The following is a 24,278-nucleotide window of genomic DNA, read 5'->3' on the forward strand; positions in this document are numbered from 1 at the left end:
CGGACGCATTATCAACACCGATGGCCGGGCTATCAACAGCCGCTGGTGACTAAGCTGACGGACATCAATGGTGGCTGGCCATCTGGGCTCAATTGATAAATCACTTTGCAATTTTGTGGGTCTGTTGCACCATCTTTGGTATATACAGTCTGGAAAGAACCGCCTTGATGCTGTGTGTAACTGAAGCCCGTGATATCCATTAAATCTCTAAGACTACCGACACCATCGTCTACAAAAAAACGACCCCATCCCGTCGGATATCCATAATGAAAATAAATCGTCTTGCCTTCTATCACCGTGGTCGGAAATTGCCCACCATCTGCGTTCATATTGCATTCAGGATCCAAAAAACACATGCTTCTACCCATTGTAGCCGCCTGTATAATTGTGCCCTTAAAAGCATATAAAGTCGAAATTCGGGCACTGCTTGCAACATTCGCAAAGCGTGGAAGCGCAGATGCAGCAAGAATACCCAAAATGGTAATGGTGCAAACAAGCTCGACCAGAGTAAATCCTCGATGTTTAAATATCGATGACATGGTGGCAGCATCTCATATCAAATACACGTTTGATTCTATCTTGGAAGCCGCCAAGCAATCAGCCAAGAAGATGCAAGATATATTGCTACTTCTTTGCTTGAGTCTGATCTCGATTTTTCTTTTGGGCAAGGATGACGTTTCAAGCACATCAACCCAAGATAGCGCCCTAAATTTTATCTGATGGCCCTTGAAATCTCTGCGACTGCTCCCCATTTGCAAAAAATACCGTAATAAATCTTAGGGGAGCAATATGCAAGAAGAAAATAACGCATCAGCGGCTGAGCCAATCAACAGTCAGCCTGATGGCCAAACCACAACAGATCTCACGAACGATACTCAAGATGCCCGCATTGCCGAGCTCGAAGCGGCGCTGGAGGAAGCCAAGGCACAGGTGCTGTATGTGAAAGCTGAAGGCGAGAATATTCGTCGCCGTGCCGCGGATGATATTGATAAGGCACGCAAGTTTGCACTTGAGAAGTTCAGTGGTGAGTTGCTGGCCGTGAAGGATAGCCTGGATGCTGCGCTAGCGGTGGAGAATGCCGATGTGGATAGCTACAAAAATGGCGTAGAACTGACCGCCAAACAATTATTGAGCGTATTTGAGAAATTCAATATTGCTGAAATCAACCCGGTGGGTGAGAAGTTTGACCCGAACAAGCATCAAGCCATCAGCATGGTGCCAGCAGAGGGTGAGCCCAACACGGTATTGAGCGTATTACAAAAGGGTTACAGCCTGAATGACCGCGTGCTGCGTCCGGCGCTGGTGACCGTGATTCAGGCAAAATAATCCATATTGTGAATAGGGACTTGAAATCTGTACAGATGTCCCAATGTTCAGTGCATCAGAGATTGAGATTAACCAAATTTAAAGGATAAGGATAACGACTATGGCAAAGATTATCGGGATTGACTTGGGGACCACCAACTCCTGCGTGGCAGTGATGGAAGGCGGGAAACCCCGTGTGATTGAAAACGCTGAAGGTGCGCGTACCACACCTTCTATCATCGCTTATCAGGAAGATGGCGAGATTCTGGTCGGTGCCCCTGCTAAACGTCAGGCCGTGACCAACCCGAAAAACACCCTGTTTGCGGTGAAGCGTCTGATTGGCCGTCGCTTTGACGAAAAAGAAGTGCAAAAAGACATCGACCTCATGCCTTACACCATTGCCAAAGCCGACAATGGTGACGCTTGGGTCGAAGTACGCGGCAAAAAACAGGCGCCGCCACAAATCTCCGCAGAAGTGCTGCGCAAGATGAAGAAAACTGCTGAAGACTATTTGGGCGAAGAAGTGACCGAGGCCGTGATTACCGTGCCTGCTTACTTTAACGACAGTCAGCGTCAGGCCACCAAAGATGCAGGCCGTATTGCCGGTCTGGAAGTGAAACGGATTATCAACGAGCCAACCGCTGCCGCATTGGCGTTTGGTTTGGACAAACAGGAAGGCGACCGCAAGATCGCGGTGTATGACCTGGGTGGTGGTACGTTCGATATTTCGATTATCGAAATTACTGAGATTGATGGCGAGCACCAGTTTGAAGTGTTGTCCACCAACGGTGACACGTTCCTCGGTGGTGAAGACTTTGATAACCGCATCATCGACTTCTTGGCCGATGAGTTCAAAAAAGAAAACGGTCTGGACCTGCGCAACGACTTGCTGGCTAAACAGCGTCTGAAAGAGGCAGCTGAAAAAGCCAAGATCGAGTTGTCCGGCGCACAACAGACAGAAGTCAACCTGCCGTACATCACGGCAGATGCAACGGGTCCTAAGCACTTGGTGGTGAAAATCACCCGCGCCAAACTGGAATCCCTGGTGGAAGACCTGATCGAGCGCACCATGGCGCCTTGCAAAATGGCATTGAAAGACGCAGGTGTGTCGCCTTCTGACATCTCTGACGTGATTTTGGTTGGTGGTCAGAGCCGTATGCCTAAAGTGCAAGAAAAAGTGAAAGAGATTTTTGGCAAGGAGCCACGTAAAGACGTGAACCCGGATGAAGCCGTGGCGGTAGGTGCTGCGATTCAGGGCGGCGTATTGAAAGGCGATGTCAAAGACGTATTGCTGCTGGATGTGACCCCATTGTCACTGGGTATTGAAACCCTGGGCAGCGTGATGACCAAGCTGATCAAGAAAAACACCACGATTCCGACTAAGGCTTCGCAAGTGTTCTCTACGGCTGAAGACAACCAGAATGCCGTGACCATTCACGTGCTGCAAGGTGAGCGTGAAATGGCCTCAGGTAACAAGAGCTTGGGTCAGTTCAACTTGAGCGATATTCCACCCGCACCGCGTGGCATGCCACAGATTGAAGTGACTTTTGATATCGATGCCAACGGTATTCTGCATGTGTCTGCGAAAGACAAGGCGACTGGCAAAGAAAACAAAATCACCATCAAGGCAAACTCCGGCTTGTCTGAAGAAGAAATTCAGCGCATGGAAGAAGATGCGGCCAAATATGCAGACGAAGACAAGAAACTGCGTGAACTGGTCGATGCCCGTAACCAGGCTGACAGTGTATTGCACAGCGTGAAAAAATCGCTGGGTGAGCATGGCGACAAGATGGAGGCAGATGAAAAAGCCAAGATCGAAGACGCAATCAAGGCGCTGGAAGATGTCGCTAAAGGCGATGACAAAGCCGACATTGAAGCCAAAACCAACGCATTGATGGAAGCTTCGCAAAAACTGGGAGAGAAGGTATACGCTGAGCAACAGGCTCAAGCCAATACTGAGAGCGCACAGCCCCAAGGTGAAAAAACCGTGGAAGGCGATGTGGTCGATGCCGAGTTCGAAGAAGTGAAAAAGGACTAATTCGACACGGCAGGCGAATAGTCGTTAGTCCTCTTGCAGGCTAACGACTTTCGCATTTCTAGACGCTGTTAACTGGACATGAAAAAGGCAAGCAATGGCAGCTGCAAAAAAAGACTATTATGAAGTACTCGGTGTGAACCGGGACGCCAGCGATGAGGAAATTAAAAAAGCCTTTAAAAAGCTGGCGATGAAGTTTCACCCGGACCGTAACCCGGATAACCCTAAAGCCGAAGAGAGCTTTAAGGAAGCAAAAGAAGCCTATGAAGTGCTCAGCGATGAGCAAAAACGCGCCGCTTACGACCAATATGGTCACGCCGGGGTAGACCCGAGCATGGGCGGCGGCGCTGGCTTTGGCGGCTTCGGTGGCGGTGGATTCAGTGATGCTTTTGGCGATATTTTCGGCGATATTTTCGGCGGTGGACGCAATCAGCGTTCCAACGTCTACCGTGGTGCAGACTTGCGGTATAACCTCGAAATTTCGCTTGAAGAGGCGGCGCGCGGCACCGAAACCAAAATCCGTATTCCGGTGCAAGCCACCTGTGAAACCTGTCATGGCTCTGGCGCACGGCCTGGCACCTCTCCTGTCACTTGTACCACTTGTAACGGACATGGTCAGGTGCGCATGCAGCAGGGCTTTTTCTCTGTGCAGCAGACCTGTCCCAAGTGTCACGGCACCGGCAAGATGGTGAAAGACCCGTGCCCAACTTGCCATGGCAATGGACGCGTCAAACAGAACAAGACACTGAACGTGAAAATTCCGGCCGGTGTGGATGAAGGCGACCGTATTCGTTTAAGCGGTGAAGGGGAGGCTGGCGTCAATGGCGGGCCAACCGGTGATTTGTACGTGGTGGTCCACCTCAAGGAACATCCGATCTTCCAGCGCGATGGCGCAAACCTGCATTGCGAGATGCCGATCAGCTTCAGTACCGCTGCGCTGGGCGGCGAAATCGAAGTGCCAACTCTGGATGGCGCTGCCAAAATGAAGATTCCAGCAGAAACACAGACCGGCAGCGTGTTCCGTTTGCGTGGCAAGGGCATCAAGCCTTTGCGCTCTAGCGAGCATGGCGATCTCATGGTGCATGTGGTGGTTGAAACACCGGTGCGCCTGACCGAGAAACAAAAAGAGTTGTTGCGCGAGTTTGAGAACAGCACCCAGGCGGATGCGGGCAAACATAGCCCGAAGAACAAAAGTTGGGTCGATAAAGCACGCGATTTTTTCAGCTAATCCTTGTCTTTGATCAAAGCCGTTAGTCTGGCGAGCCGCCTTCTGTTAGACTAACGGTGATTCCATTTTTGACTGTTTTATTTCAAACAGTTTTTCAAGCGATTCTTGCAAGTTGTTGTTTTTATTAAAGTTACAATTTAATAACAATTGAATTTTCAGTTTTACAATTCAGTTACAGCTTGGTCAAATTACTGCAATAACTCCTCCCTATACTAAACACATCTTTAAACGAAACACAAAATGTTTTGTTTGATGGCTAGGTTTAGTTGATTTTCAACGACTAGCATTGATTTCCTCCTGATCCAAACCCCCTTTTAACCCGCTTTTGCGGGTTTCTTTTTTTGTACTGTTTGCTTTGTGCGCCCGGCTTTGTTGCTTGCACAGGCGGTGCGGGGTGGTCTCTACTGGCAACATCGTTTATGATAGTGCGCATCTAGGTCTGAAATATCCAGGTCTGAAATGATTTCCTCAAGCGCGACTTTGCATTCATACCCTCATGTTAAAAATTGCCATTCTTAATCAGAAAGCCGGAGTTGGGGCGACGACGACTGCGCTAAATCTGGCCGCCGCTTACCAGCGCAAACAACGTCCAGCGTTGTTGCTGGATATGGATCCACAGGCAAGATTGACCGAGATCTATAAGCACACAGGGTTGAATGTTCAGTCCAGCCTGCTCGATTTTTATGAGCGTGGCACTGCTGTCGCCAACCTGGTTCAAGCGCTACGTAATGGTTTGCAACTGATTACGGCCAATCATGCGTTGAGCAAGCTCGATTCGCAATTTGGCCGTGGACCGGCGACCCTGAGTAAGTTGAATGCGGGCTTGGACACCCTGGCACAACAGCAGCCGGCGTTAACGGTGGTGATGGATTGCTGCCCTTACATGGGGGTGATTTCATTAAGTGCCGTGTTTGCCAGTGACCTGGTCGTGGTCCCTGTGACCACGGATTATTTATCGATTCATTCTGCGGTCAGAATGGACAAGGCGCTCAATGCCTTGCAGCCCGTGCTCAAGCGCAAGATCGCGCGCCGCTACCTGCTCACGCGTGCCGAGTCACGCAAGAGCATGACCACTGAGGTGGAGCAGGAAATGCGCCGCCTGTTTGGTCAGGAGCTGCTCATGACCAAAATTGGTGAGCATGCTGCCTTGAGCGAAAGTCTGCGCATGGGCCAGCATGTGTTTGAGTATGACGCACAAAGTGCCGCCGCCCATGACTATCTGGCGCTTTACTTCGAGCTGCAGGATGTGTTCAGGCAATTGAACCGGCAACCGCTGGCGACGCTTGCCTGAGCGCCACTAAGCTTCACGGCGGCTGCTTAACCACTGCCGCCGCCAGAAAACTAGCAGCATGGCCAAGGCAATGCCCAGCATCATCAACATCGCCCACCAAAAGCCGTTTGGCTCCTTGAGCCAGGGCATTTCATTGAAATTCATACCAAAAATCCCCGCAATCAGTGTCGCTGGCATAAACAGCATGGCGACCACGGTCAATGCCCGTACTTCCAGGTTGACGCGCTGACTCAAGCTGGTCATGTAAATATCCATGAGTCCACTCAAGGTGTCGCGGATCGCTTCCAGCGACTCGGTAAAATGCACGGTGTGATCATACAGGTCGCGCAGGTAAGGCACGGTTTGCGGACTAAAGAATCCGTGTTCATTGCGGATCAGGCTATTGAGCACTTCTCGCAAGGGCCATACTGCCCGTCTGAGCTGGATGGACACATGTTTGAGGCGGTGGATATTCTGCAGGTCTTCCGGCGTGGGCTGGTTAAGCAAATGGGCTTCGAGTTGTTCGGCATCCTCATTGATGGCCTCCAGCACCTGAAAGTAACGTTCCATCAGGCTATCTAGCAGGGTATAGCACAAGTAGTCCGGGCCACTTTGACGCAGCAAGGCCTGGCCCTGGCGCAAGCGCTCGCGCACGGGCTCAAAACTGCCAGAGGGCCTTTCCTGAAAAGTCAGCAGCCACTCACGACCCAAGGCCATGCTGATTTGCTCGGAGCTCACACTCATGCTTTCAGCATCATAGTAAAACAGGCGCGTTTCCAGAAACAGGTAGTCGGGGTAGGTATCCAGTTTGGGACGCTGTTCGGTGTTTAAAATATCGTCCAGTACCAACGGATGCAGCTTGAAGCGACGGGCGACCGCTTGTAAAAGGGGAATATCCAGTACGCCGTGCACATTAATCCAGGCCACATGCCCGCCAGGCGCTTGCCAATCAGTGATCTCCTGCATGGTCAGTTGCTGCGCGACTAGCGCTTGCGTGTTGTAGCAAATTTTATGAATGCAGGCGGCGGTTGACTCTGTTTGCGCGGTCGTGTCGGTGCCGGTTTGCGGCTTGCCTAACAGTCGATGTTTGCGGTGCGGGTGCTTGCGTTTAGCCATCATGGTCCCAGATCAATAAGCCGTTTCAGCATAAGCGTTCAAGGCCCGGAAATCAACCCGTGGGCGGGGTCGCAGGCAGTCTATGATAAAATAAACAAAATTATTCAGTGAGAGTTCACATGTCTGGCAATACCATCGGCACCCTGTTTACCCTGACCTCATTCGGCGAATCGCATGGTCCGGCCATTGGCGGGATTGTGGATGGCTGTCCGCCAGGGCTGGAGTTGAGTGCTGCCGACCTGCAAGTGGATCTTGACCGTCGCAAGCCTGGAACGTCACGCCATGTGACGCAACGGGCAGAAGCCGATGAGGTGGAGATCTTGTCTGGTGTGTTTGAAGGCAAAACGACTGGTACACCGATTGGTTTGCTGATTCGCAATACAGATCAGCGCTCGCAGGATTACAGCAAAATCATGGACACTTTCCGTCCTGGGCATGCAGATTATACCTATGCCCAGAAATACGGCATTCGCGATTACCGTGGCGGTGGCCGTTCCAGTGCGCGTGAAACTGCGGTACGGGTTGCCGCCGGCGCCATTGCCAAAAAATGGCTCAAGCAACAATACGGCGTAGAAATCCGCGGCTATTTGAGCCAACTCGGTGAAATCAAGGTGCCGTTTGTGGGCTGGGAAGCGCTGGCACATGAGGGCAATGCTTTCTTTGCCCCCAATGTCGAGATGTTGCCGCAACTTGAAGCTTATATGGACCAGATCCGTAGCGAGCGCGATTCTGTCGGTGCTCAGATTACTGTGGTGGCCGAACGCGTGCCGGTTGGTCTGGGCGAACCGATTTTCGACCGTCTGGATGCCGATATTGCGCATGCGATGATGGGCATTAATGCCGTTAAAGGCGTGGAAATCGGTGCCGGGTTTGATTCGATTGCCCAGCGCGGCAGCGAGCATTGTGATGAGTTGACGCCAGAAGGGTTTGCCACCAACCATGCCGGGGGTATTTTGGGCGGCATTTCCAGCGGTCAGGACATTGTGGTCAATGTCGCGTTCAAGCCCACGTCCAGTATCCCGCAAGCGCGTCGTTCAATTAATCAGGCTGGCGAGGCGATCATGATGCAAACCACGGGTCGTCATGACCCATGTGTCGGCATCCGGGCCACGCCTATCGTAGAGGCGATGCTGGCATTGGTGCTGATGGATCATGCCCTGCGTCATCGTGGCCAGAATGCGGACGTGCATTCAAACACGCCTCGTCTGTAATTTCACCCGCCCATGGCCTGCGCCTGGGCGGTGACCTTTAAAGCGCACACCTGTCATGAGCCACGCCTTACACTTTAATCTGTCGCGCTTTTATTTCATCTACTACTTTTTCGTCGGTGCGTTCGTTCCCTACTGGGGGCTTTATCTGACGGCCGAATCCTTCAGTCCTGCCGATATCGGCATCCTCATGTCGCTGTTTCAGTTGAGCCGGATCGTCGCGCCCAATCTTTGGGGCTGGCTGGCTGACCATACCCGGCAACGTGTACGCTGGATACGCGTGACCGCGTTTCTCGGCTTGCTGGGCTTTGTCGCCATCTTTTGGGCCCATGATTTCAAGACCATGTTTATTGTCATGGTCGCCTTAAGTTTATTTACCAGCTCCACCTTGCCGCTGTCGGAGTCGCTGGTACTGGCGCATTTGGCTAGCACCAACGGTCACTACAGCAAAATTCGTTTGTGGGGCTCCTGGGGCTTTATTGTGGCCTCAGTCTTACTCGGTTACCTGACGGACTGGTTTGGCATAGGCAGCCTGCTCTGGTTTATTCTGCTGGTGCAATGCAGCTTGTTTGGCCTGACCTGGTTATTACCTGAGGCGCATGTCCCCCCGCATGCGCAGGATGATTTTTCAGTGTGGCAAATTCTGAAGCAGCCTGCCGTGATGTCTCTGCTGATTGGCTGCGCCATGATGGTGACCGCGCATGGGCTCATGTATAACTTTTATTCGATTTATCTGGCCGAGCATGGCTATAGCAAAGGCATGATCGGCTGGTTATGGTCGCTAGGCGTGATTTGCGAAATTGGCATTTTCATGAAAATGCCCTGGATCATGGCACGCTTTAAACTCAAAACCATTTTGCTGGTGAGCCTGCTGATTGGCGTGGTGCGCTTTACCATGATGGGTCTGGTGCCAGATCAACTGTGGTTGTTATTACTGGCGCAAACCCTGCATGCGTTTACCTTTGGCAGTTTTCATGCGGCCTCTGTCGAGGTGGTGACGCAATATTTTAATGGCCGTCACCAGGCCAAAGGGCAGGCCATATATAACAGTGTGGCGTACGGGGTAGGTGGCGCGCTGGGTGGCTTACTCGGGGGCTTTGCTTTGCAGTATTTAGGCGGCCAATTAACGTTTACGCTAGCGGCGCTGTTTCCGCTCCTGGGGGCGATCATCGTGGCGGTGGGCCTGCATCTGCACCAACCTTATGCGCGCAATGGCATGTTTAGTCATTAGTACCTACAGTTCAGCAGATATAAAAAAACGGCCTGATAGGCCGTTTTTATTTGCATGCGTTGTTTATGAAAGACGTTTGTCTTTTTCAATTAACGCATAAGCACTGTGGTTGTGAATACTCTCAAAGTTTTAGTTTCGGCCGCTTCGCTTAACATCGAAATCGATGTTAGCCTACACTGAAACTTTGTCAAAACAGATTACTGAACGCGTTTGTCTCTCTCGATCAAGGCATATGCACTATGGTTGTGAATACTCTCAAAGTTTTCAGATTCAACGACGTATTTGATGATGCGTTTTTCATCATTGAGTTGTGCTGCGACGTCACGCACCATATCCTCGACAAATTTTGGATTGTCATAGGCACGCTCGGTAACGAATTTTTCATCTGGACGCTTGAGCAGGCCATACAACTGGCAAGAGGCTTGTTCTTCAACCAGAGTCACCAAGTCTTCCAGCCACATAAACTCGCTCAATAATGCAGTCACAGTCACATGTGAGCGCTGATTATGTGCGCCGTAGTCTGAAATTTTCTTGCTGCATGGGCACAGGCTGGTCACTGGTACCATAACCTTGACGGTAATCTCGAACTGGCCGTTTTTGATTTCACCGATAAACGTTACTTCATAATCAAGCAGGCTTTTCACACCAGATACTGGCGCCGCTTTGTTGATGAAGTAAGGGAAACGCATTTCCACATAGCCTGATTCAGCCTCCAGGCGCTCCACCATTTGACGCAAGATGGTTTCAAATGAATCAATCGAGATGGCACGCTCGTTCATGTTCAATATCTCGACAAAGCGAGACATATGCGTGCCTTTGAAATTGTGCGGCAAGTGCACAAACATATCAAACATCGCTACGGTATGTTGTTCGCCGCCTGTTTTGTCTTTGACAATCACAGGGTGACGGATAGATTTGATGCCGACTTTGTTGATGTCCAGACGACGCACGTCAGGCGTATTTTGTACGTCTTCAATCGTTGTGGGGATCACGGGTTGATTCATTAGGGTTCCATAGCGGGGATGCCCGCCTGTTAGTTAATAGTTGAGTTTACTACTCGGAAATTAATTTCTCAATAGCCAAGCGTATACCGGTCTCGTCTAGACCACAATCCGCAAGCATAGTTTCATGTTTGCCGTGATCAATAAAACGGTCAGGAAGTCCCAGACAGCGGATGGCTTTCACTACGCCATGCGACTGCAAGCACTCCATGACGGCAGCGCCAGCTCCACCCTGTACAGCGTTTTCTTCCACCGTGACCAGGTAGTCGTGGGTTTGCGCCATGTGCAACACCATCGCTTCATCCAGCGGCTTGATAAAGCGCATATTCACCACGCTGGCATTCAAAGCTTCTGCAGCTTGTAACGCAGGCTGCAGCATGCTGCCAAACGCCAGAATTGCCACTTTTACGCCCTGTCTGACTTGGCTGGCTTTGCCGATTTCTAGCGTCGCTAACGTGGGCGACACGGTGGCACCGATGCCACTGCCGCGCGGATAGCGCACGGCCGCAGTCCCAGGGTAGTGGTAGCCGGTAGACAGCATCAGCCGGCACTCGTTTTCATCGCTGGGTGCCATAATGACGATCTCCGGGATGCAGCGCAAAAAGCTTAAATCAAAGCTGCCAGCATGGGTGGGGCCATCGGCACCGACCAGCCCGGCACGGTCAATCGCCAGTAACACATCCAGTTTTTGCAGCGCAATATCGTGGATCAATTGGTCGTAAGCGCGCTGTAAAAAGGTCGAGTAGATCGCCACTACGGGCTTAAGGCCATCGCACGCCATGCCAGCAGCAAAGGTCAATGCGTGTTGTTCAGCAATACCGACATCAAAATAGCGTGCCGGATACGTCTCTGCAAAACGATTGAGTCCGGAACCGTCACACATGGCAGGCGTGATGCCTATCAGTTTGTCATCTGCTGCGGCCATGTCTACCAGCCAATCACCAAACACTTGCGTATAAGTCGGACGGTCGCTGTGGCTCAGGCTGTGGCCATTTTCCGGATCAAACTTGCTCACGCCGTGGTATTTGTTCGGGTTGTCTTCGGCCGGGCTGTAGCCTTTGCCTTTTTGTGTGACCACATGCAAGAACTGCGGCCCTTGCAATTGGCGGATATTGCCCAGCGTATCCACCAGCGTGTCTATGTCGTGGCCATCAATCGGGCCGATGTAATTAAACCCGAACTCTTCAAACAGGGTGCCGGGCGTGACCATGCCTTTGGCATGCTCTTCCGCGCGTTTGGCAAATTCTTTGACGGGCGGCATGATATCCAGCACTTTTTTACCGCTACGGCGCACGCTGTCATACAACTTGCCCGACATGAGGCGGGCCAGGTAATTGTTGAGGGCGCCCACATTGTTGGAAATGCTCATGTCGTTGTCATTGAGGATCACCAGGATATTGGTATCCATGTCGCCCGCATTATTGAGCGCCTCAAACGCCATGCCTGCGGTCATGGCACCATCACCGATAATGGCAACACTGCGGCGATCGAGTCCTTGCGCTTTGGCGGCCACCGCCATGCCTAGTGCTGCTGAAATCGAGGTGCTGGAGTGGCCGGTGCCAAAGGTGTCGTATTCACTCTCGTCGCGCTTGGGAAAACCGGCAATCCCGCCCGCCTTGCGCAGGCTTGCCATGGCTTCGCGTCTGCCGGTCAGGATTTTGTGCGGATAGGTTTGATGGCCGACATCCCATACCAGACGGTCATCCGGCGTGTTGTAAATGTAATGCAGCGCAATGGTCAGTTCGACGACGCCAAGGTTAGAGGCGAGATGCCCCCCTGTTTGCGAGACGCTTTGAATCAGAAATGCTCGCAGCTCTGCAGCCAGCACTTTGAGTTGTGTGCGCTCGAGTGCGCGTAACTCAGTGGGGGATTGAATACGGGACAACAGTGAAGTCATGATTAAAAAGGACGCTCACAAATAAATTTGGCAATCCCGCGCAGCGGATCCGCCTGGGCACCATAGCCTGCCAATAATTGCAGCGCTTCAGCATAAAGTGCTTCTGCCAGTGTTTTTGCCTCTTCCAGCCCCAGCAGGCTGACGTAGGTAGACTTGTCTTGCAGCGCATCCTTGCCAGCCGTTTTGCCCAGGGTTTGCGTATCTGCCGTTGCATCGAGAATGTCATCGACAACCTGAAATGCCAGCCCCATCTTTTGGCTGTATTGCTCCAAACACTGAATTAATGCCGGTGCGGTGTCTGGCGCCGCATAAGCGCCAAGTAATGTCGCGGCTCGGATCAGCGCGCCAGTTTTATATTGATGCATGGTCTCTAACTCAGCGCGCGTCAGCCGTTTGCCCGTACTCTGCAAATCGATGCTTTGGCCGCCACACATGCCACGTGAGCCGGTCGCTTGTGCCAGTACCTGCACTTGCTTGAGCGCTTGTGGCGCTTGCGTCTCAGCAATGCATTCAAACGCCAGCGTTTGCAAGGCATCGCCGACCAGCAGTGCGGTGGCATCATCATATTGCTTATGGCAACTCGGCTTGCCTCGCCGCAAATCATCATCGTCCATGCAGGGCATATCGTCGTGCACCAATGAAAATGCGTGTATCAACTCCACCGCTGCCGCACTGGCGTCAGCCGCCATTCTGGAGGTGCCTGCCAGTTCTGCTGCGGCATAACTCAATAAGGCGCGGACCCGTTTACCTCCACCGAGCACCGCGTAACGCATGGCTTCGTGCAGGCGTTCAGGCAATATTTGCTCACCGGGCAAGAGGCGAGCCAGCACCTGCTCCACATGTTGTTGATGTGCGCGTGCCCAATGATCAAAGACAAAAGCAGAAGTAGTCATGAATAAACAGGAAAGTGGCTGGCGGGTTAATTCGCTTCGAAGGGCGTCAGTTGCTGTTGTTGGTTAAGCAGCATCACGGTTTGTTCTGCTTGCTCTAACGAGGTCTGGCAAGCTTGTAACAATTGCACGCCCTCGGCATAGGCTGCCAGCGAGGCCTCCAGCGGCAATTCACCTGACTCCATGCGCTTGACGATGGTTTCTAGCGCCGCCAGGCGTTCGGCAAAACTGGGTTGATCACTCACCGCAGACGGTGTTTTTTTGGGAGCACTCATGAAAATAGGCCTATGAAAACGCTGGCTATTTTAACAAAACTCCCCCTGCTTGCGGGATTATTCTCAAGATAGGGTTATTGCGCTGGTGGCAGCACCTTGAGCAAAAATTGGCGGATATCATTGAGCTCTTCGTCACACACACTGTGTGGCATATCGTATTCATGCCACTCCACCGCGTAGCCAGCAGCCTCCAGTGTTTGCCGCGAAGCTTGCGCGGTTGCCATGGTAATTACGCTATCAAAACGGCCATGCGCCATCCAGATGGGGCACTGCTGGTTGGCTGGGTGTTTTTCTTGGGAGAGTTGACTCTTTAAGGGTAAGTATGTGGAAAGCGCCAGAACGCCTGCCAACGTTTGCGGAAAACGCGTCGCTGTATGTAACGCCATTGCCCCGCCTTGCGAGAACCCTGCCAGTAAAATGCGGTGAGCCGGGATGCCCTGCGCAATTTCTGCTTCTATCATCGCATTTAATGTCGCTTGCATGCTGTTAATCCCGGCTTCATCTTGCGGGCTGTCTGGCTGTAGCCCAAAAATGTCATACCAGGCACGCATCTCGTAGCCGTTATTCAGCGATACCGGACGATAAGGGGCGTGGGGCAGGATGAATTTGATATGGGGCAGGTTGAGCATCTGCACCACGGGTTCGAAATCATGGCCGTCAGCGCCTAATCCGTGTTTCCAAAGAATTAAAGCAGACTCATTTCCACTGTTATTGACGATGATTGTTTCTAACATTCATGAAGCCTTTATGTTGCTTTAAAGTATAAAGCTGTTCTATCAATGTTTAGAAATTTTACATTGACATTGTATGCTCTTAAGCGGTGCTTTGTTTGAAATAAAACACTATAAAAGGAAACTTTCCTCAAGGCTGTGTTGCAGTAATAGTGCAAGGTGTTCCGGCGTTTAAGTCGCAAGAGATTGTTGCGGCACCTGGTGAACGAGCAATTGAGGTGAAGCTAGTAACTGTAACAACTTTTAGTCCACTATTGATGGAATCACATGCTTTCGCAATTGGCGCTGGAATTGCTGTGGATGCTTTATTTAATTGAATGTCCGCATAGACACGTCTCGCATAAATATTAGCCTCTGATAAGCATGCGCCATTAGCAGCATCTTTTCTGTAAGTTTGAAAGGCTGGAATAGCTATTGAAGCTAAAATACCTAATATAGCGATAACAATCATTAACTCAACCATCGTGAAGCCAAAGTGATGTGCTTTCATCAATACTCCTATAGTGAAAAGCCCTGCTTACACAGGGCTTTTTGATGGTTACTATTACTTAACTAGATATTAAGATGAAGCAGCAGTTTTAGTGCAAGTGCCGCCGTTTAACAAATCACAAGATATGGTTGCGCCAGTGCCTTTGTTGTCTTTTGGAACAGCTGCGAAGTTAGTGGCAGTTGCTACAGGGGTAGTAATTTGATTACAAGCTTTTGCGTTATGAGCTGGAATGGTTTTTGATAGCGCAATTGCCGAATAAACTACAGTTGAATAAGCACTCGCTTCTGCTAAGCAGGCGCCATCAGCGGCTTCTTTAGTGTAATCGCTGTATGCCGGAATCGCTACTGAAGCCAAAATACCAATAATCGCAACTACGATCATCAATTCAATCAGGGTAAAACCTTGTTGTGCGTGTTTTTTCATCATGTTTTCCTTCAAGTCAAGTTTAAAGTCAGTTACTTCTTTGTTTAAGTCACTGCTTTTTCAACAGTGTTGGCTAACCCTAAAGCAACAGTCGTGCCAGTCTGTCTTTGTTGAATGTAACTGATTGAAAAATATGAATTAAAGGGTTTTTATGCTTTATTTCTTCGAATTGAATTTAAAAAGTGAGGGCTTGGTTGCGATTAGTTAAGCTGACAGAAAGTGACAGGCTTTGCCCATCTTTGACAGGATAGGTGATGGTTTTGGGCAGGTGGTTTGGCGCAATGCAAAAAAGGGATTGTGTGGTACACAATCCCTTTACTTGGTGCCAGTCGCTTGCTTTTGGCCGTGACTGATTTGCAAAAACAGTGTTGTTTACAACGTAAGACTTACCAGAATTTCCACCAGGGTTTACTGTTGCCTTGCGATTTTTTTCCAGAACCCTGGCTAATTACTTTCCCGATTCGGCAACCTTTTTCAGGCTGTCGAGACCTGGGTCAAAAAAGTCGTCGAGCGCCTTGGTCGCGGCATCGTCGTTTTGCTCAGGTTTAGGAATATTGGAGGAGTCGGCGCGGGTGTAGCTGCCTTTGACTGAAACGACGGTGTCATTGCCGTTGGCCGTCACTGTGATCATTGGGTAAAAGTTAGCAAACTGTAATGTACTTTTTTCATACACATATTCATATTTAACACGCATGCCAGCGTCGTCAATGAAACGCAGTTTTTCGTACATGACGCCGCCGTTTTTCAGTTTGACGGTGCGGTAGGTGGCATCGTCGCCGTTTTCATCTTTTTTCTGCTCTACGGTGGTAGACACAACACCCGCGTGCCAGGCTTGTTCGTTACCAAAGTCTTTGACCAATGCCCATACTTTTGCAGCTGGCGCTTTGATGGTGACGCTTTTTTCAAAGCGCAAGGCCGCTGCACCGTGTGCACCAGCGGTGAGGGGGATCAACGGCAATAAAGAAACTGCAATCATGCCTAGAAATTTTTTCATTACATATCTCCTGAAATTTACAGACTTTTAAAACGCTTTTAAAACTAAAGCTCGGCGTGGATCGGTAAGCGGTCAAAGTGTTTTAAAAAACAATCCGAGACTTTACCCAAAAATAAACTTCTTTGCGACTAATTCATTGGTCATCCTGTGAAAAAATCAAAAAATAGGTTGCTTTGGCTCTGTACAGCCCTTTTCTTGCTATTTCGCTTCGAGAATAAATTGCCCGAAAGAGCGGCATAACTTGGGACTGCTGATCGTTTGCGTCACGGTATTGGTGAGTGCATCAATGATGGAGACATTGTCTGTGCCCCAGTTGATGACCAGTACCTGATTGCTGGCCTTGTCGTATTCAATGCCCTCGGGATATTCGCCCACAGCGATGGTTTTGATGGTGTTGCCATTGGTCAAATCAATTACCGACACGCTTTCGGCGTGATTGTTGCTCACGTAAGCACGACGGCCATCTGGACTGATCGCCACGCCATAAGGATGCTGCCCGGTTTTGACGGTGCTGGCCTGATAGGTCTCTACATTCAGCAAGGTCAGCGTGTTGCTGACCACATTAACGACAAACACGGTTTTACCATCCGGGCTCAAGCTCAGCGCAAAAGGATGTAGGCCAACGGGCACTTGCGCGATGGTTTTCAAGGTTTTGGTATCGACCACGGTGACATCGTTACTGTCGCGGTTGGCGATAAACAGTTTTCTGTTATCCGCACTGACCAGTAAGCCGGAAGGGGTTTTGCCCGCTTTGAAGGTTTGCTGTTTTTCAGGATGCGCAGTATCCACTGCAATCACTTGCTCACCGCCCCAATCGGCCACGAACAAGGTTTTCTCGTCGCGGCTTAAAGCAATGCCAACGGCTTGGGCGTCGACCGGAATTTCTTGCACTGTTTGTTGGGTGGCGCTATTGATGACTGACACGGTTTGGCTATTAGCGTTGCTGATATACACGCGCTGCTTTTTAGGTGCGATAGCCACCCCGACCGGGGCTTTGCCCACCGCAATGGTACGCGTGACTTGCTTGCTGGCGATATCCAGCACGGATACGGTGTCACTGCCTTGATTCGTAATGTATGCAAGATTTTCAGCAAAACTTATTTGGCAAAAAGAAATGAGCAGGATTAGAGCAAGCGATTTTTCGATCAACACCACATATTGTTCGAAGCATCGAAAAAAATAATTTGAGTTCTTGAGTGCGATTCGCATAACCATGAAACGAAGTATTCTTAGATTTGGTTGACATCAATATTTTTAGATAAGATAAAAGTGAATACTGTGGTTTTTAAGTGATTAAATTTATTAAAAAAACTATTTTATTGCCTATACCCAAATGGGCTATATCAATTTGCTTATTCCATGGGTTAATATCGTGTGGAGGGAATAATTTAAACTTTGAGGACACACTATGAAACACATGTATTTAGCAGGTTTAAAGCTATTGCTGTCAATAACCCTGTTTTCGCTCGCAAACTCTGCATTCGCGATAACTACTACGACGGGAACGGTGCTTGGTGCTGATTTTGTTAACGGTCAGTCTACATACGCTACTACTTTTTCAGACGGTACGATTGCAACATTTACAGGCAGTAGCGCGTTTAAGAAGAAAAGCCAGGACGGTATCACTGGTGTTGGGATTGCCGGTGGTAGAACAGATGGCGAAATTGATATCGGTGAACGATTGACGGGTTCTTTCTCTAAAGAGGTAATTGTTTCCTCCCTGAATTTGGCATTGTTGTTTGATGGTCCTGAGTACGGTGATGTTAAAGAGGTTGCTAAACTGCTGGTGAATTTTGCGGATGGCGGTACAGCTTCATATTACCTAACCGCGACAGGCGTGCATACTGCAGCATGGACTGGTGAAGGTAGTGTTTTGTCAATTGGCAGTGGTGCTGTAAACGGTGGTACTGGCGCTTGGCAAATCAATAATCCATTTGGTTTCCGTTCTGTTGACAGCATCTCATTCACAGCGGTAAAAGGTTATCCGAAATCAACTTGCCCTAGTTGCGATAATCAATCAGATTATACCTTTGTGGGAATGGTTGTAACGCCAGTGCCTGAAGCTCAAAGTTCTGCAATGATGTTAGCCGGATTACTTTTTATGGCTGGTTTGTACATTCGTCGTATCAGAGCTTAAAACTGACACTTCATCAAGTGTAAAAAGTTACTTGTTCAAAAAAGCTCACGATCAGTGGGCTTTTTTGTTGCTTAAAACGAGCTGTTTGTAAATACTCTGACATCGGTTGTCCTTTCATTAAAGTCTAAAGTGTGAAAAAATTGCATGAAATATTGAAGGCAGTTTTTTATGTTAGATCGTGATGGATACCGTCCAAACGTCGGAATTGTGCTTTGCAATACGCACAATCAGGTGTTTTGGGGCAAGCGTATCAGGGAACATGCATGGCAGTTTCCGCAAGGCGGCATCAAATATGGTGAAACGCCTGAGCAAGCCATGTATCGTGAATTGATGGAAGAGGTTGGCCTCAAGCCTGAGCACGTTAAAATTCTGGGCCGTACACGTGACTGGCTGCGCTATGACGTGCCTACCAGCTGGGTCAAGCGCGAGTGGCGCGGAAGCTACAAAGGACAAAAGCAGATCTGGTTTTTGTTGCGCCTGATCGGGCGTGACAGTGATGTGTCATTGCGCGCGACCGAGCATCCCGAGTTTGATGCCTGGCGCTGGAGTGAGTATTGGGTGCCGCTGGAGGATGTGATCGAATTCAAGCGCGAGGTCTATCAATTGGCCTTGAATGAGTTGGCGACTTTTCTGCATCATCCTGCCAGACGCCATTATCCTAAAGCACGCAAACCCTCGGCCGTGACCAAGCAGCCGCCCACCGTAACGCCAGAATAATGTTCATGCCTGGTTTATAACCAGCTTGCTGTTGCGCGATCTTGCGGTAATATCCACTGCGGTCTCAGGCCGTGGCAGGTGTAGCCGTTGGGGTAACGCAGCAGATAATCCTGATGCTCCGGTTCTGCCAGCCAGAAGTCTGTCGCCGGTGTGAGTTCGGTGACAACTTTGCCGGGCCAGATGCCTGAGGCGTTCATTTCAGCAATCAATTGTTCGGCAACGGCTTTCTGTGCTCCTGACGCATAAAAAATGGCCGATCTGTAAGAGGGCCCCAAATCGTTTCCCTGGCGGTTAGGCGTGGTCGGGTCGTGAATCTGAAAGAAAAACACCAGTAATTGCCGCAGGCTGATCTGTGCGGGATCAAATACAATCTCAATCGCCTCGGCATGGTTGCCATGATTTTTGTAAGTGGCATGGGGCACCTCTCCGCCGGTATAGCCTACCCGTGTGCTAACGATGCCAGGCAGTCTTCTGATTAAATCTTGCATGCCCCAAAAGCAGCCACCCGCCAGAATAATGTTGTCTTGCATAACCTTCCTCTTTGATCACAAGCAGCCCTGCGTGGTCAAAATGACCGGGTTTTAAATATGGGAATGCTTGAGTCGTGTATCAAATCAAACACTTACTGTCTGTCCAGTATAGTGTGTTTAGGTTAAAATACTTCATTTTAGTTCTAACAATGTTGGGGAGCATATGTCAGTCAAGGTAGGCATTAACGGGTTTGGACGGATAGGTCGCATGGCGTTGCGTGCGGCAATTGAGCAGCCAGAGTTCAGCAATATTGAAGTGGTGGCGATTAACAGCTCATATGATGTTGAATACATGATGTATTTGCTCAAGTATGACTCAGTCCATGGCCGGTTTAATGCCAAAGTAGAAGCTGACAATGGCGCGTTGGTCGTGAATGGTAAGCGTATCCATTTGACGGCTGAGCGTGACCCGAACAATATTGACTGGCGCAAAGGCGGTGCAGAGATTGTGGTGGAGTCCACCGGCGCCTTTTTGACTCAGGAAACCTGCCAGCCGCATATTCAAGGCGGTGCCAAAAAAGTAGTGCAATCTGCGCCGGGTAAAGATGATACTCCCATGTTTGTATTTGGCGTGAATCACCATGAGTATACTGGTCAGGCCATTATTTCAGCGGCTTCGTGTACCACCAACGGCTTGGCGCCTTTAGCCAAAGTCTTGCACGATAGCTTTGGTATCAAGCGTGGCCTGATGACCACCATTCATGCCGCCACTGCATCACAACTCACGGTTGATGGTACCTCCAAAAAAGACTGGCGCGGCGGTCGCAGTGTGTTTGAAAACATTATTCCTTCGAGTACAGGCGCGGCCAAGGCGGTGGGCAAGGTGATTCCTTCCCTCAACAAAAAACTCACCGGCATGTCCATGCGCGTGCCTTCTGCCGATGTGTCTGTCGTTGACCTGACCGTGGAGCTCAATAGCGAAACGACTTATGAGGCCATTTGTGCAGCCATGCAACAAGCTGCTGACGGCGCGCTGAAAGGCGTACTGGAATACACTAACGAGAAGGTGGTTTCCAGTGACTTCCGTAGCAGCCCAGCCGCCAGTGTGTTTGATGCCGATGCCGGCATTATGCTGGATCCGACCTTTGTTAAAGTGGTCGGCTGGTATGACAATGAATACGGATATACCTGTAACCTGCTGCGTCTGGTTCAACACATTGCTTAATCATGCACGGGGCTTTATGCCCCGTTTGCTTTTGACTAACCGCTTTTTATCCTTACCAGTTTATATTCAAGCGGCGCCGACCGCTCAAGGGAGACCTTCATGAAATTCATCAAAATGACCGACCTCGATTTACGTGGCAAGCGCGTTTTCATCCGTGCGGATCTCAATGTGCCGGTAAAAGATGGCGTAGTGACCAGTGATGCCAGAATTGTGGCCAGCATGCCCACCATAGAATATGCATTGAAAGCCGGCGCCAAAGTGATGGTGACCTCACACCTGGGCCGTCCTGAAGAGGGGGTGTATACCGAAGAAAACTCCCTGAAGCCCGTGGCCGATGTCATGAGCAAGCTATTGGGTCAGCCGGTCCGTCTGGTGAAAAACTGGCTGGCACCAAATGCGCCTGAAGACAGTTTGACCACCGAGGACGGTCAGTTGATTTTGCTCGAAAACTGCCGCTTTAATGTGGGCGAGAAAAAAAACAATGATGAATTGGCCAAAAAGTATGCCGCGCTCTGCGATGTATTTGTCATGGATGCCTTTGGCACCGCGCACCGCGCCGAAGCCTCCACCCACGGCATTGCCAAATTTGCGCCTGTCGCCTGTGCCGGTATTTTGCTGACCGAAGAGCTGGATGCCTTGAGCCAGGCCTTGCTGGCCCCGGCACGTCCGCTGGTGGCGATTGTGGGCGGGTCTAAAGTCTCTACCAAGCTCACCGTGCTGGAAAGTTTGTCTGACAAAGTGGATCAACTGGTGGTAGGCGGCGGCATTGCCAATACCTTCCTCAAGGCGGCGGGTCATGAAATAGGCAAATCGCTATGCGAAGACGACCTGGTGGAAACGGCCAAAGGCCTGATGGGGAAAATGGCTGCCCGTGGCGCTTGTGTGCCGATTGCCAAAGATGTGGTGGTGGGTAAGCAGTTTGATGCGAATGAGCCTGCCGTGAAAAAAGCCGCAACTGAGGTCGCTGCGGATGACATGATTTTTGATATCGGCGCGCAATCCGCGGCTGAGTTGGTTGATATCATCATGAAAGCCGGTACCGTGGTCTGGAATGGCCCGGTTGGTGTGTTTGAGTTTGACCAGTTTGGCGAAGGCACCAAAACCATTGCCAAGGCGATTGCCGAAACCAAGGCGTTTACGCTGGCCGGCGGCGGTGACACCATTGCCGCCATTCAAAAATACGACATCTATGACAAAGTGTCTTATATCTCTACGGCCGGCGGCGCGTTTCTGGAGTTTCTGGAAGGCAAGACCTTGCCTGCGGTGGCCATGCTGGAAGCGCGTGCTGCCTAGTTTTTGTTTAATGCGGTGAGCTGCTCGCGGACTTAGCCCATATTTGGGCTACACCGAGAGCGGCACCGTCAGTCTGTGGTGTTTGTCGTACACTTCAACGCGATTACGGCCCTGTTTTTTTGCCACATACAGGGCCTTGTCCGCTTGTTCCAGCAGCAAATTACCGTCTTCACTAAAATTGAGCCACTGGGTGCGTGCGGGTTGCTCCTTTGTGGATTGCGCATGATGGGCGCCCAGTGAGGCAATGCCTATACTCACTGTCATCAAGCGGTGTCCGGCAAAACGGATATCCAGCGCCATGATTTTTTGCCGGATGCGCTCGGCAATTTTGACGGCTTCCGCTTGCGTGGTTTGGCCCAGTACCAATACAAACTCTTCTCCACCGTAGCGTGCAGCCAGATCTCCTGGCCGGTTACTAAAGCCTTGCAGAATGGTGGCGACTTGGCGCAAACAGTCATCGCCAGCGGCATGCCCCATGCTGTCATTGAGTTGCTTGAAGTGATCCGCATCGACCATCATCACACTTAGGCTGGATTGATGGCGGATCGCGCGTGACCACTCATCCCGCATGAATTGCTCCAGTCGACGGCGGTTGGCGAGGCCGGTGAGCGGGTCTGTCAGTGTGAGGGCAGAAATTCGATCTTCGACCTGCTTGTGATGCGTGATATTGGTGAGGGTCAGCAAAAAGCACGGGCCCTGCTCTGCGAGGCTGCTTTGCATCGGCTGCAAATTCAAGGTCAGCCAGGTCGGCTCCTGAGTTGGGGTGTGGCAGAGGTAATCAATACTGAAATGCTCACGTGCCCCACTTAATACCTGTTGAACACCCTCCAGCAAGGCTGGCTGGTTGGTGTCTTCATTGGCCTTGCAAATATCGAGATAGGCGATGCCAAACCAGTCTGTGTCAAGTTGCAGGCCGTAAAACAGGCCAAAGCTGCGCCAAGCCTGATTCACATAGAGAATGCTGCTTGCTTCATCAATCACTGCCACTTGCAATGATAATGTATCCAGAATACCACTCAGTAATTGCTCTGCAACGTTCACAAAATATCCGATGGGCGGGGGGCTTGAATGATTTAAAGTTTTTAAGTTTTCAACTCTATTCTATTCAAGGCCACGATGACTGTCTAACGCTAACTGCTCAAAATGAGCATCAAAATTGCTTGTTTTAGGATATCCACGACAAAAGGAGTCCAAAAAATGACTGTTCGGATCGGCATAAACGGGTTTGGCAGAATTGGGCGCATGGTGCTCAGAGCCGCTTTAAATCAGGCAGAGTTCAAAGATGTGGAGGTGGTGGCGATCAACGGTATCGAGGCGCCCGAGCAGATGTTGTATATGCTCAAGTACGATTCGGTGCACGGTCGTCTCGCATACGATGCACAGTTAGAGGGCGAATCGCTGGTGGTGAATGGCAAGCCCATCCGGTTGACGGCACATCGTGATCCGGCGCAGATTGACTGGGCCAGTGCAAACGTGGATGTGGTGGTGGAGTGTACTGGTGTCTTTCTGACCAAGGAAACCTGTGCTGCACACATCAATGGGGGCGCGCGCATTGTCGTCCAATCAGCGCCAGGGAAGGACGACACGCCTATGTATGTCTATGGCGTCAATCATTATCATTATCGCGGTGAAGAAATTGTCTCTGCCGCCTCTTGCACCACCAATGGCCTGGCGCCTATGGCCAAGGTGTTGCATGATCATTTTGGCATCAAACGTGGATTGATGACCACTATTCATGCGGCCACGGCGACTCAAAAAACGGTGGATGGGACGTCGAACAAGGATTGGCGGGGAGGTCGTGGCGTCTTTGATAACATTATTCCTTCAAGTACCGGGGCGGCCAAGGCCGTCGGTAAAGTGATTCCGGCCCTCAACAAGAAGTTAACCGGCATGGCCATGCGTATTCCGTCGGCAGATGTGTCGGTGGTTGACCTGACGGTCGAGTTGCAGCAAAAAACCACTTATGAAGACATCTGCGCCGTGATGAAGTACGCCGCAGAGCGAGATTTGAAGGGGGTGCTGGGGTATACCGATGAGGCCGTGGTTTCCAGTGATTTCAGAGGCTACCCAGCTGCCAGCGTGTTTGATGCATCGGCTGGCATTATGTTGGACCCCTCTTTTGTGAAGCTGGTAGCCTGGTACGACAATGAGTATGGTTATACCTGCAATTTGCTGCGTCTGACGCGCTATGTGGGCTATGCCAAGCTGTGCATGACCAATTTGCCTGATCCAGTCGAGATTGAAGAGGTGGCCGCTTAGCGAGACGGCCTCCATTTGTGGGCTGATGTCGTTAACGGACAATTTATTCGCCTGCAAGGGCGTGGCGCATTTATAATGCGGTT

Annotated in this window: 24 protein-coding genes; 11 read left to right on the forward strand and 13 right to left on the reverse strand. The window is 50.5% G+C overall.

Translation table 11 applies throughout. The annotated features are described in order from the left end of the window. Nucleotides 1-32: 32 nt before the first annotated feature. Nucleotides 33-539 carry a type II secretion system protein gene (locus Q9292_RS05470; protein ID WP_313985624.1) on the reverse strand — a complete coding sequence of 169 codons (507 nt, stop codon included), beginning with the start codon at nucleotides 537-539 and terminating at the stop codon, nucleotides 33-35. A gap of 250 nt (nucleotides 540-789) precedes the next feature. Here Q9292_RS05470 and grpE point away from each other — a divergent pair, with 250 nt between their 5' ends. The 4 genes from grpE to Q9292_RS05490 all read left to right on the forward strand — a co-directional run bounded on the left by grpE (nucleotide 790) and on the right by Q9292_RS05490 (nucleotide 5,859). Continuing rightward, nucleotides 790-1,326 carry a nucleotide exchange factor GrpE gene (grpE, locus tag Q9292_RS05475; protein WP_313985626.1) on the forward strand — a complete coding sequence of 179 codons (537 nt, stop codon included), beginning with the start codon at nucleotides 790-792 and terminating at the stop codon, nucleotides 1,324-1,326. A gap of 100 nt (nucleotides 1,327-1,426) precedes the next feature. Further along, nucleotides 1,427-3,343: a molecular chaperone DnaK gene (dnaK, locus tag Q9292_RS05480; RefSeq protein WP_194748659.1), complete on the forward strand. Its 1,917-nt coding sequence runs from the start codon at nucleotides 1,427-1,429 to the stop codon at nucleotides 3,341-3,343. Between the two features lie 94 nt (nucleotides 3,344-3,437). Next, complete coding sequence (gene dnaJ / locus Q9292_RS05485; protein ID WP_194748658.1) at nucleotides 3,438-4,568, forward strand: molecular chaperone DnaJ; 1,131 nt, start codon at nucleotides 3,438-3,440, stop codon at nucleotides 4,566-4,568. A 496-nt stretch (nucleotides 4,569-5,064) separates the two neighbouring features. After that, nucleotides 5,065-5,859 (forward strand): ParA family protein, encoded by a 795-nt coding sequence (locus tag Q9292_RS05490; protein WP_313985631.1) that lies wholly within the window; start codon nucleotides 5,065-5,067, stop codon nucleotides 5,857-5,859. Nucleotides 5,860-5,865: 6 nt separating this feature from the next. On the opposite strand, the gene corA is transcribed toward Q9292_RS05490, so the two are convergent. Then, nucleotides 5,866-6,954 (reverse strand): magnesium/cobalt transporter CorA, encoded by a 1,089-nt coding sequence (corA, locus tag Q9292_RS05495; RefSeq protein WP_313985819.1) that lies wholly within the window; start codon nucleotides 6,952-6,954, stop codon nucleotides 5,866-5,868. A gap of 119 nt (nucleotides 6,955-7,073) precedes the next feature. On the opposite strand from corA, the gene aroC reads away from it, so the two are divergent. Both aroC and Q9292_RS05505 read left to right on the forward strand, forming a co-directional pair. Further along, nucleotides 7,074-8,165: a chorismate synthase gene (gene aroC / locus Q9292_RS05500; RefSeq protein ID WP_313985634.1), complete on the forward strand. Its 1,092-nt coding sequence runs from the start codon at nucleotides 7,074-7,076 to the stop codon at nucleotides 8,163-8,165. Between the two features lie 55 nt (nucleotides 8,166-8,220). Further along, nucleotides 8,221-9,393 carry an MFS transporter gene (locus Q9292_RS05505; RefSeq protein WP_313985637.1) on the forward strand — a complete coding sequence of 391 codons (1,173 nt, stop codon included), beginning with the start codon at nucleotides 8,221-8,223 and terminating at the stop codon, nucleotides 9,391-9,393. 197 nt (nucleotides 9,394-9,590) lie between these two features. On the opposite strand, the gene folE2 is transcribed toward Q9292_RS05505, so the two are convergent. The 9 genes from folE2 to Q9292_RS05550 form a co-directional block, all read right to left on the reverse strand. Further along, nucleotides 9,591-10,397 carry a GTP cyclohydrolase FolE2 gene (gene folE2, locus Q9292_RS05510; RefSeq protein ID WP_313985639.1) on the reverse strand — a complete coding sequence of 269 codons (807 nt, stop codon included), beginning with the start codon at nucleotides 10,395-10,397 and terminating at the stop codon, nucleotides 9,591-9,593. 49 nt (nucleotides 10,398-10,446) lie between these two features. Next, a complete protein-coding gene (gene dxs, locus Q9292_RS05515) occupies nucleotides 10,447-12,291 on the reverse strand; it encodes a 1-deoxy-D-xylulose-5-phosphate synthase (protein WP_275356306.1) in 1,845 nt (614 codons plus the stop codon). Nucleotides 12,292-12,293: 2 nt separating this feature from the next. Then, nucleotides 12,294-13,184, reverse strand: a complete 891-nt coding sequence (locus Q9292_RS05520; protein WP_313985643.1) for a farnesyl diphosphate synthase — start codon at nucleotides 13,182-13,184, stop codon at nucleotides 12,294-12,296. A gap of 26 nt (nucleotides 13,185-13,210) precedes the next feature. Then, nucleotides 13,211-13,456 carry an exodeoxyribonuclease VII small subunit gene (locus Q9292_RS05525; RefSeq protein WP_313985646.1) on the reverse strand — a complete coding sequence of 82 codons (246 nt, stop codon included), beginning with the start codon at nucleotides 13,454-13,456 and terminating at the stop codon, nucleotides 13,211-13,213. Between the two features lie 74 nt (nucleotides 13,457-13,530). Next, nucleotides 13,531-14,190 (reverse strand): alpha/beta hydrolase, encoded by a 660-nt coding sequence (locus tag Q9292_RS05530; RefSeq protein ID WP_313985649.1) that lies wholly within the window; start codon nucleotides 14,188-14,190, stop codon nucleotides 13,531-13,533. 127 nt (nucleotides 14,191-14,317) lie between these two features. After that, nucleotides 14,318-14,677: a prepilin-type N-terminal cleavage/methylation domain-containing protein gene (locus Q9292_RS05535; RefSeq protein ID WP_313985651.1), complete on the reverse strand. Its 360-nt coding sequence runs from the start codon at nucleotides 14,675-14,677 to the stop codon at nucleotides 14,318-14,320. A gap of 69 nt (nucleotides 14,678-14,746) precedes the next feature. Further along, nucleotides 14,747-15,103: a prepilin-type N-terminal cleavage/methylation domain-containing protein gene (locus Q9292_RS05540; protein WP_409934469.1), complete on the reverse strand. Its 357-nt coding sequence runs from the start codon at nucleotides 15,101-15,103 to the stop codon at nucleotides 14,747-14,749. A 445-nt stretch (nucleotides 15,104-15,548) separates the two neighbouring features. Next, nucleotides 15,549-16,094, reverse strand: a complete 546-nt coding sequence (locus Q9292_RS05545; RefSeq protein WP_313985654.1) for an SRPBCC family protein — start codon at nucleotides 16,092-16,094, stop codon at nucleotides 15,549-15,551. A 198-nt stretch (nucleotides 16,095-16,292) separates the two neighbouring features. Then, complete coding sequence (locus tag Q9292_RS05550) at nucleotides 16,293-17,249, reverse strand: beta-propeller fold lactonase family protein (protein WP_409934472.1); 957 nt, start codon at nucleotides 17,247-17,249, stop codon at nucleotides 16,293-16,295. A gap of 253 nt (nucleotides 17,250-17,502) precedes the next feature. On the opposite strand from Q9292_RS05550, the gene Q9292_RS05555 reads away from it, so the two are divergent. Then, nucleotides 17,503-18,231, forward strand: coding sequence for a hypothetical protein (locus Q9292_RS05555; protein ID WP_313985660.1), 729 nt, complete (start codon nucleotides 17,503-17,505; stop codon nucleotides 18,229-18,231). Nucleotides 18,232-18,399: 168 nt separating this feature from the next. Further along, complete coding sequence (locus Q9292_RS05560; protein WP_275356300.1) at nucleotides 18,400-18,948, forward strand: RNA pyrophosphohydrolase; 549 nt, start codon at nucleotides 18,400-18,402, stop codon at nucleotides 18,946-18,948. Between the two features lie 14 nt (nucleotides 18,949-18,962). On the opposite strand, the gene msrA is transcribed toward Q9292_RS05560, so the two are convergent. Then, nucleotides 18,963-19,478, reverse strand: a complete 516-nt coding sequence (msrA, locus tag Q9292_RS05565; protein ID WP_313985665.1) for a peptide-methionine (S)-S-oxide reductase MsrA — start codon at nucleotides 19,476-19,478, stop codon at nucleotides 18,963-18,965. Nucleotides 19,479-19,641: 163 nt separating this feature from the next. Between msrA and gap (Q9292_RS05570) the strand changes: the two genes are divergently transcribed. Next, nucleotides 19,642-20,643, forward strand: a complete 1,002-nt coding sequence (gene gap / locus Q9292_RS05570; RefSeq protein ID WP_313985669.1) for a type I glyceraldehyde-3-phosphate dehydrogenase — start codon at nucleotides 19,642-19,644, stop codon at nucleotides 20,641-20,643. Between the two features lie 99 nt (nucleotides 20,644-20,742). Further along, on the forward strand, nucleotides 20,743-21,936 hold the full coding sequence (locus Q9292_RS05575) for a phosphoglycerate kinase (protein WP_313985672.1): 1,194 nt from the start codon (nucleotides 20,743-20,745) through the stop codon (nucleotides 21,934-21,936). A 48-nt stretch (nucleotides 21,937-21,984) separates the two neighbouring features. On the opposite strand, the gene Q9292_RS05580 is transcribed toward Q9292_RS05575, so the two are convergent. Next, on the reverse strand, nucleotides 21,985-22,977 hold the full coding sequence (locus tag Q9292_RS05580; protein WP_313985674.1) for a GGDEF domain-containing protein: 993 nt from the start codon (nucleotides 22,975-22,977) through the stop codon (nucleotides 21,985-21,987). A 156-nt stretch (nucleotides 22,978-23,133) separates the two neighbouring features. On the opposite strand from Q9292_RS05580, the gene gap (Q9292_RS05585) reads away from it, so the two are divergent. Continuing rightward, nucleotides 23,134-24,195 carry a type I glyceraldehyde-3-phosphate dehydrogenase gene (gap, locus tag Q9292_RS05585; protein WP_194748644.1) on the forward strand — a complete coding sequence of 354 codons (1,062 nt, stop codon included), beginning with the start codon at nucleotides 23,134-23,136 and terminating at the stop codon, nucleotides 24,193-24,195. Nucleotides 24,196-24,278: the final 83 nt, after the last annotated feature.

The sequence above is a fragment of the Methylophilus sp. VKM B-3414 genome, from assembly GCF_032248435.1.
GTDB classification, from domain to species: Bacteria; Pseudomonadota; Gammaproteobacteria; order Burkholderiales; family Methylophilaceae; genus Methylophilus; species Methylophilus glucosoxydans.

Excerpts from the sequence above, each read along its gene's own strand:
- Q9292_RS05470 (WP_313985624.1), bottom strand. The coding sequence starts at position 539 with ATGTCATCGATATTTAAACATCGAGGATTTACTCTGGTCGAGCTTGTT.
- grpE (WP_313985626.1), top strand. The coding sequence starts at position 790 with ATGCAAGAAGAAAATAACGCATCAGCGGCTGAGCCAATCAACAGTCAG.
- dnaK (WP_194748659.1), top strand. The coding sequence starts at position 1,427 with ATGGCAAAGATTATCGGGATTGACTTGGGGACCACCAACTCCTGCGTG.
- dnaJ (WP_194748658.1), top strand. The coding sequence starts at position 3,438 with ATGGCAGCTGCAAAAAAAGACTATTATGAAGTACTCGGTGTGAACCGG.
- Q9292_RS05490 (WP_313985631.1), top strand. The coding sequence starts at position 5,065 with ATGTTAAAAATTGCCATTCTTAATCAGAAAGCCGGAGTTGGGGCGACG.
- corA (WP_313985819.1), bottom strand. The coding sequence starts at position 6,954 with ATGGCTAAACGCAAGCACCCGCACCGCAAACATCGACTGTTAGGCAAG.
- aroC (WP_313985634.1), top strand. The coding sequence starts at position 7,074 with ATGTCTGGCAATACCATCGGCACCCTGTTTACCCTGACCTCATTCGGC.
- Q9292_RS05505 (WP_313985637.1), top strand. The coding sequence starts at position 8,221 with ATGAGCCACGCCTTACACTTTAATCTGTCGCGCTTTTATTTCATCTAC.
- folE2 (WP_313985639.1), bottom strand. The coding sequence starts at position 10,397 with ATGAATCAACCCGTGATCCCCACAACGATTGAAGACGTACAAAATACG.
- dxs (WP_275356306.1), bottom strand. The coding sequence starts at position 12,291 with ATGACTTCACTGTTGTCCCGTATTCAATCCCCCACTGAGTTACGCGCA.
- Q9292_RS05520 (WP_313985643.1), bottom strand. The coding sequence starts at position 13,184 with ATGACTACTTCTGCTTTTGTCTTTGATCATTGGGCACGCGCACATCAA.
- Q9292_RS05525 (WP_313985646.1), bottom strand. The coding sequence starts at position 13,456 with ATGAGTGCTCCCAAAAAAACACCGTCTGCGGTGAGTGATCAACCCAGT.
- Q9292_RS05530 (WP_313985649.1), bottom strand. The coding sequence starts at position 14,190 with ATGTTAGAAACAATCATCGTCAATAACAGTGGAAATGAGTCTGCTTTA.
- Q9292_RS05535 (WP_313985651.1), bottom strand. The coding sequence starts at position 14,677 with ATGAAAGCACATCACTTTGGCTTCACGATGGTTGAGTTAATGATTGTT.
- Q9292_RS05540 (WP_409934469.1), bottom strand. The coding sequence starts at position 15,103 with ATGATGAAAAAACACGCACAACAAGGTTTTACCCTGATTGAATTGATG.
- Q9292_RS05545 (WP_313985654.1), bottom strand. The coding sequence starts at position 16,094 with ATGAAAAAATTTCTAGGCATGATTGCAGTTTCTTTATTGCCGTTGATC.
- Q9292_RS05555 (WP_313985660.1), top strand. The coding sequence starts at position 17,503 with ATGAAACACATGTATTTAGCAGGTTTAAAGCTATTGCTGTCAATAACC.
- Q9292_RS05560 (WP_275356300.1), top strand. The coding sequence starts at position 18,400 with ATGTTAGATCGTGATGGATACCGTCCAAACGTCGGAATTGTGCTTTGC.
- msrA (WP_313985665.1), bottom strand. The coding sequence starts at position 19,478 with ATGCAAGACAACATTATTCTGGCGGGTGGCTGCTTTTGGGGCATGCAA.
- gap (WP_313985669.1), top strand. The coding sequence starts at position 19,642 with ATGTCAGTCAAGGTAGGCATTAACGGGTTTGGACGGATAGGTCGCATG.
- Q9292_RS05575 (WP_313985672.1), top strand. The coding sequence starts at position 20,743 with ATGAAATTCATCAAAATGACCGACCTCGATTTACGTGGCAAGCGCGTT.
- gap (WP_194748644.1), top strand. The coding sequence starts at position 23,134 with ATGACTGTTCGGATCGGCATAAACGGGTTTGGCAGAATTGGGCGCATG.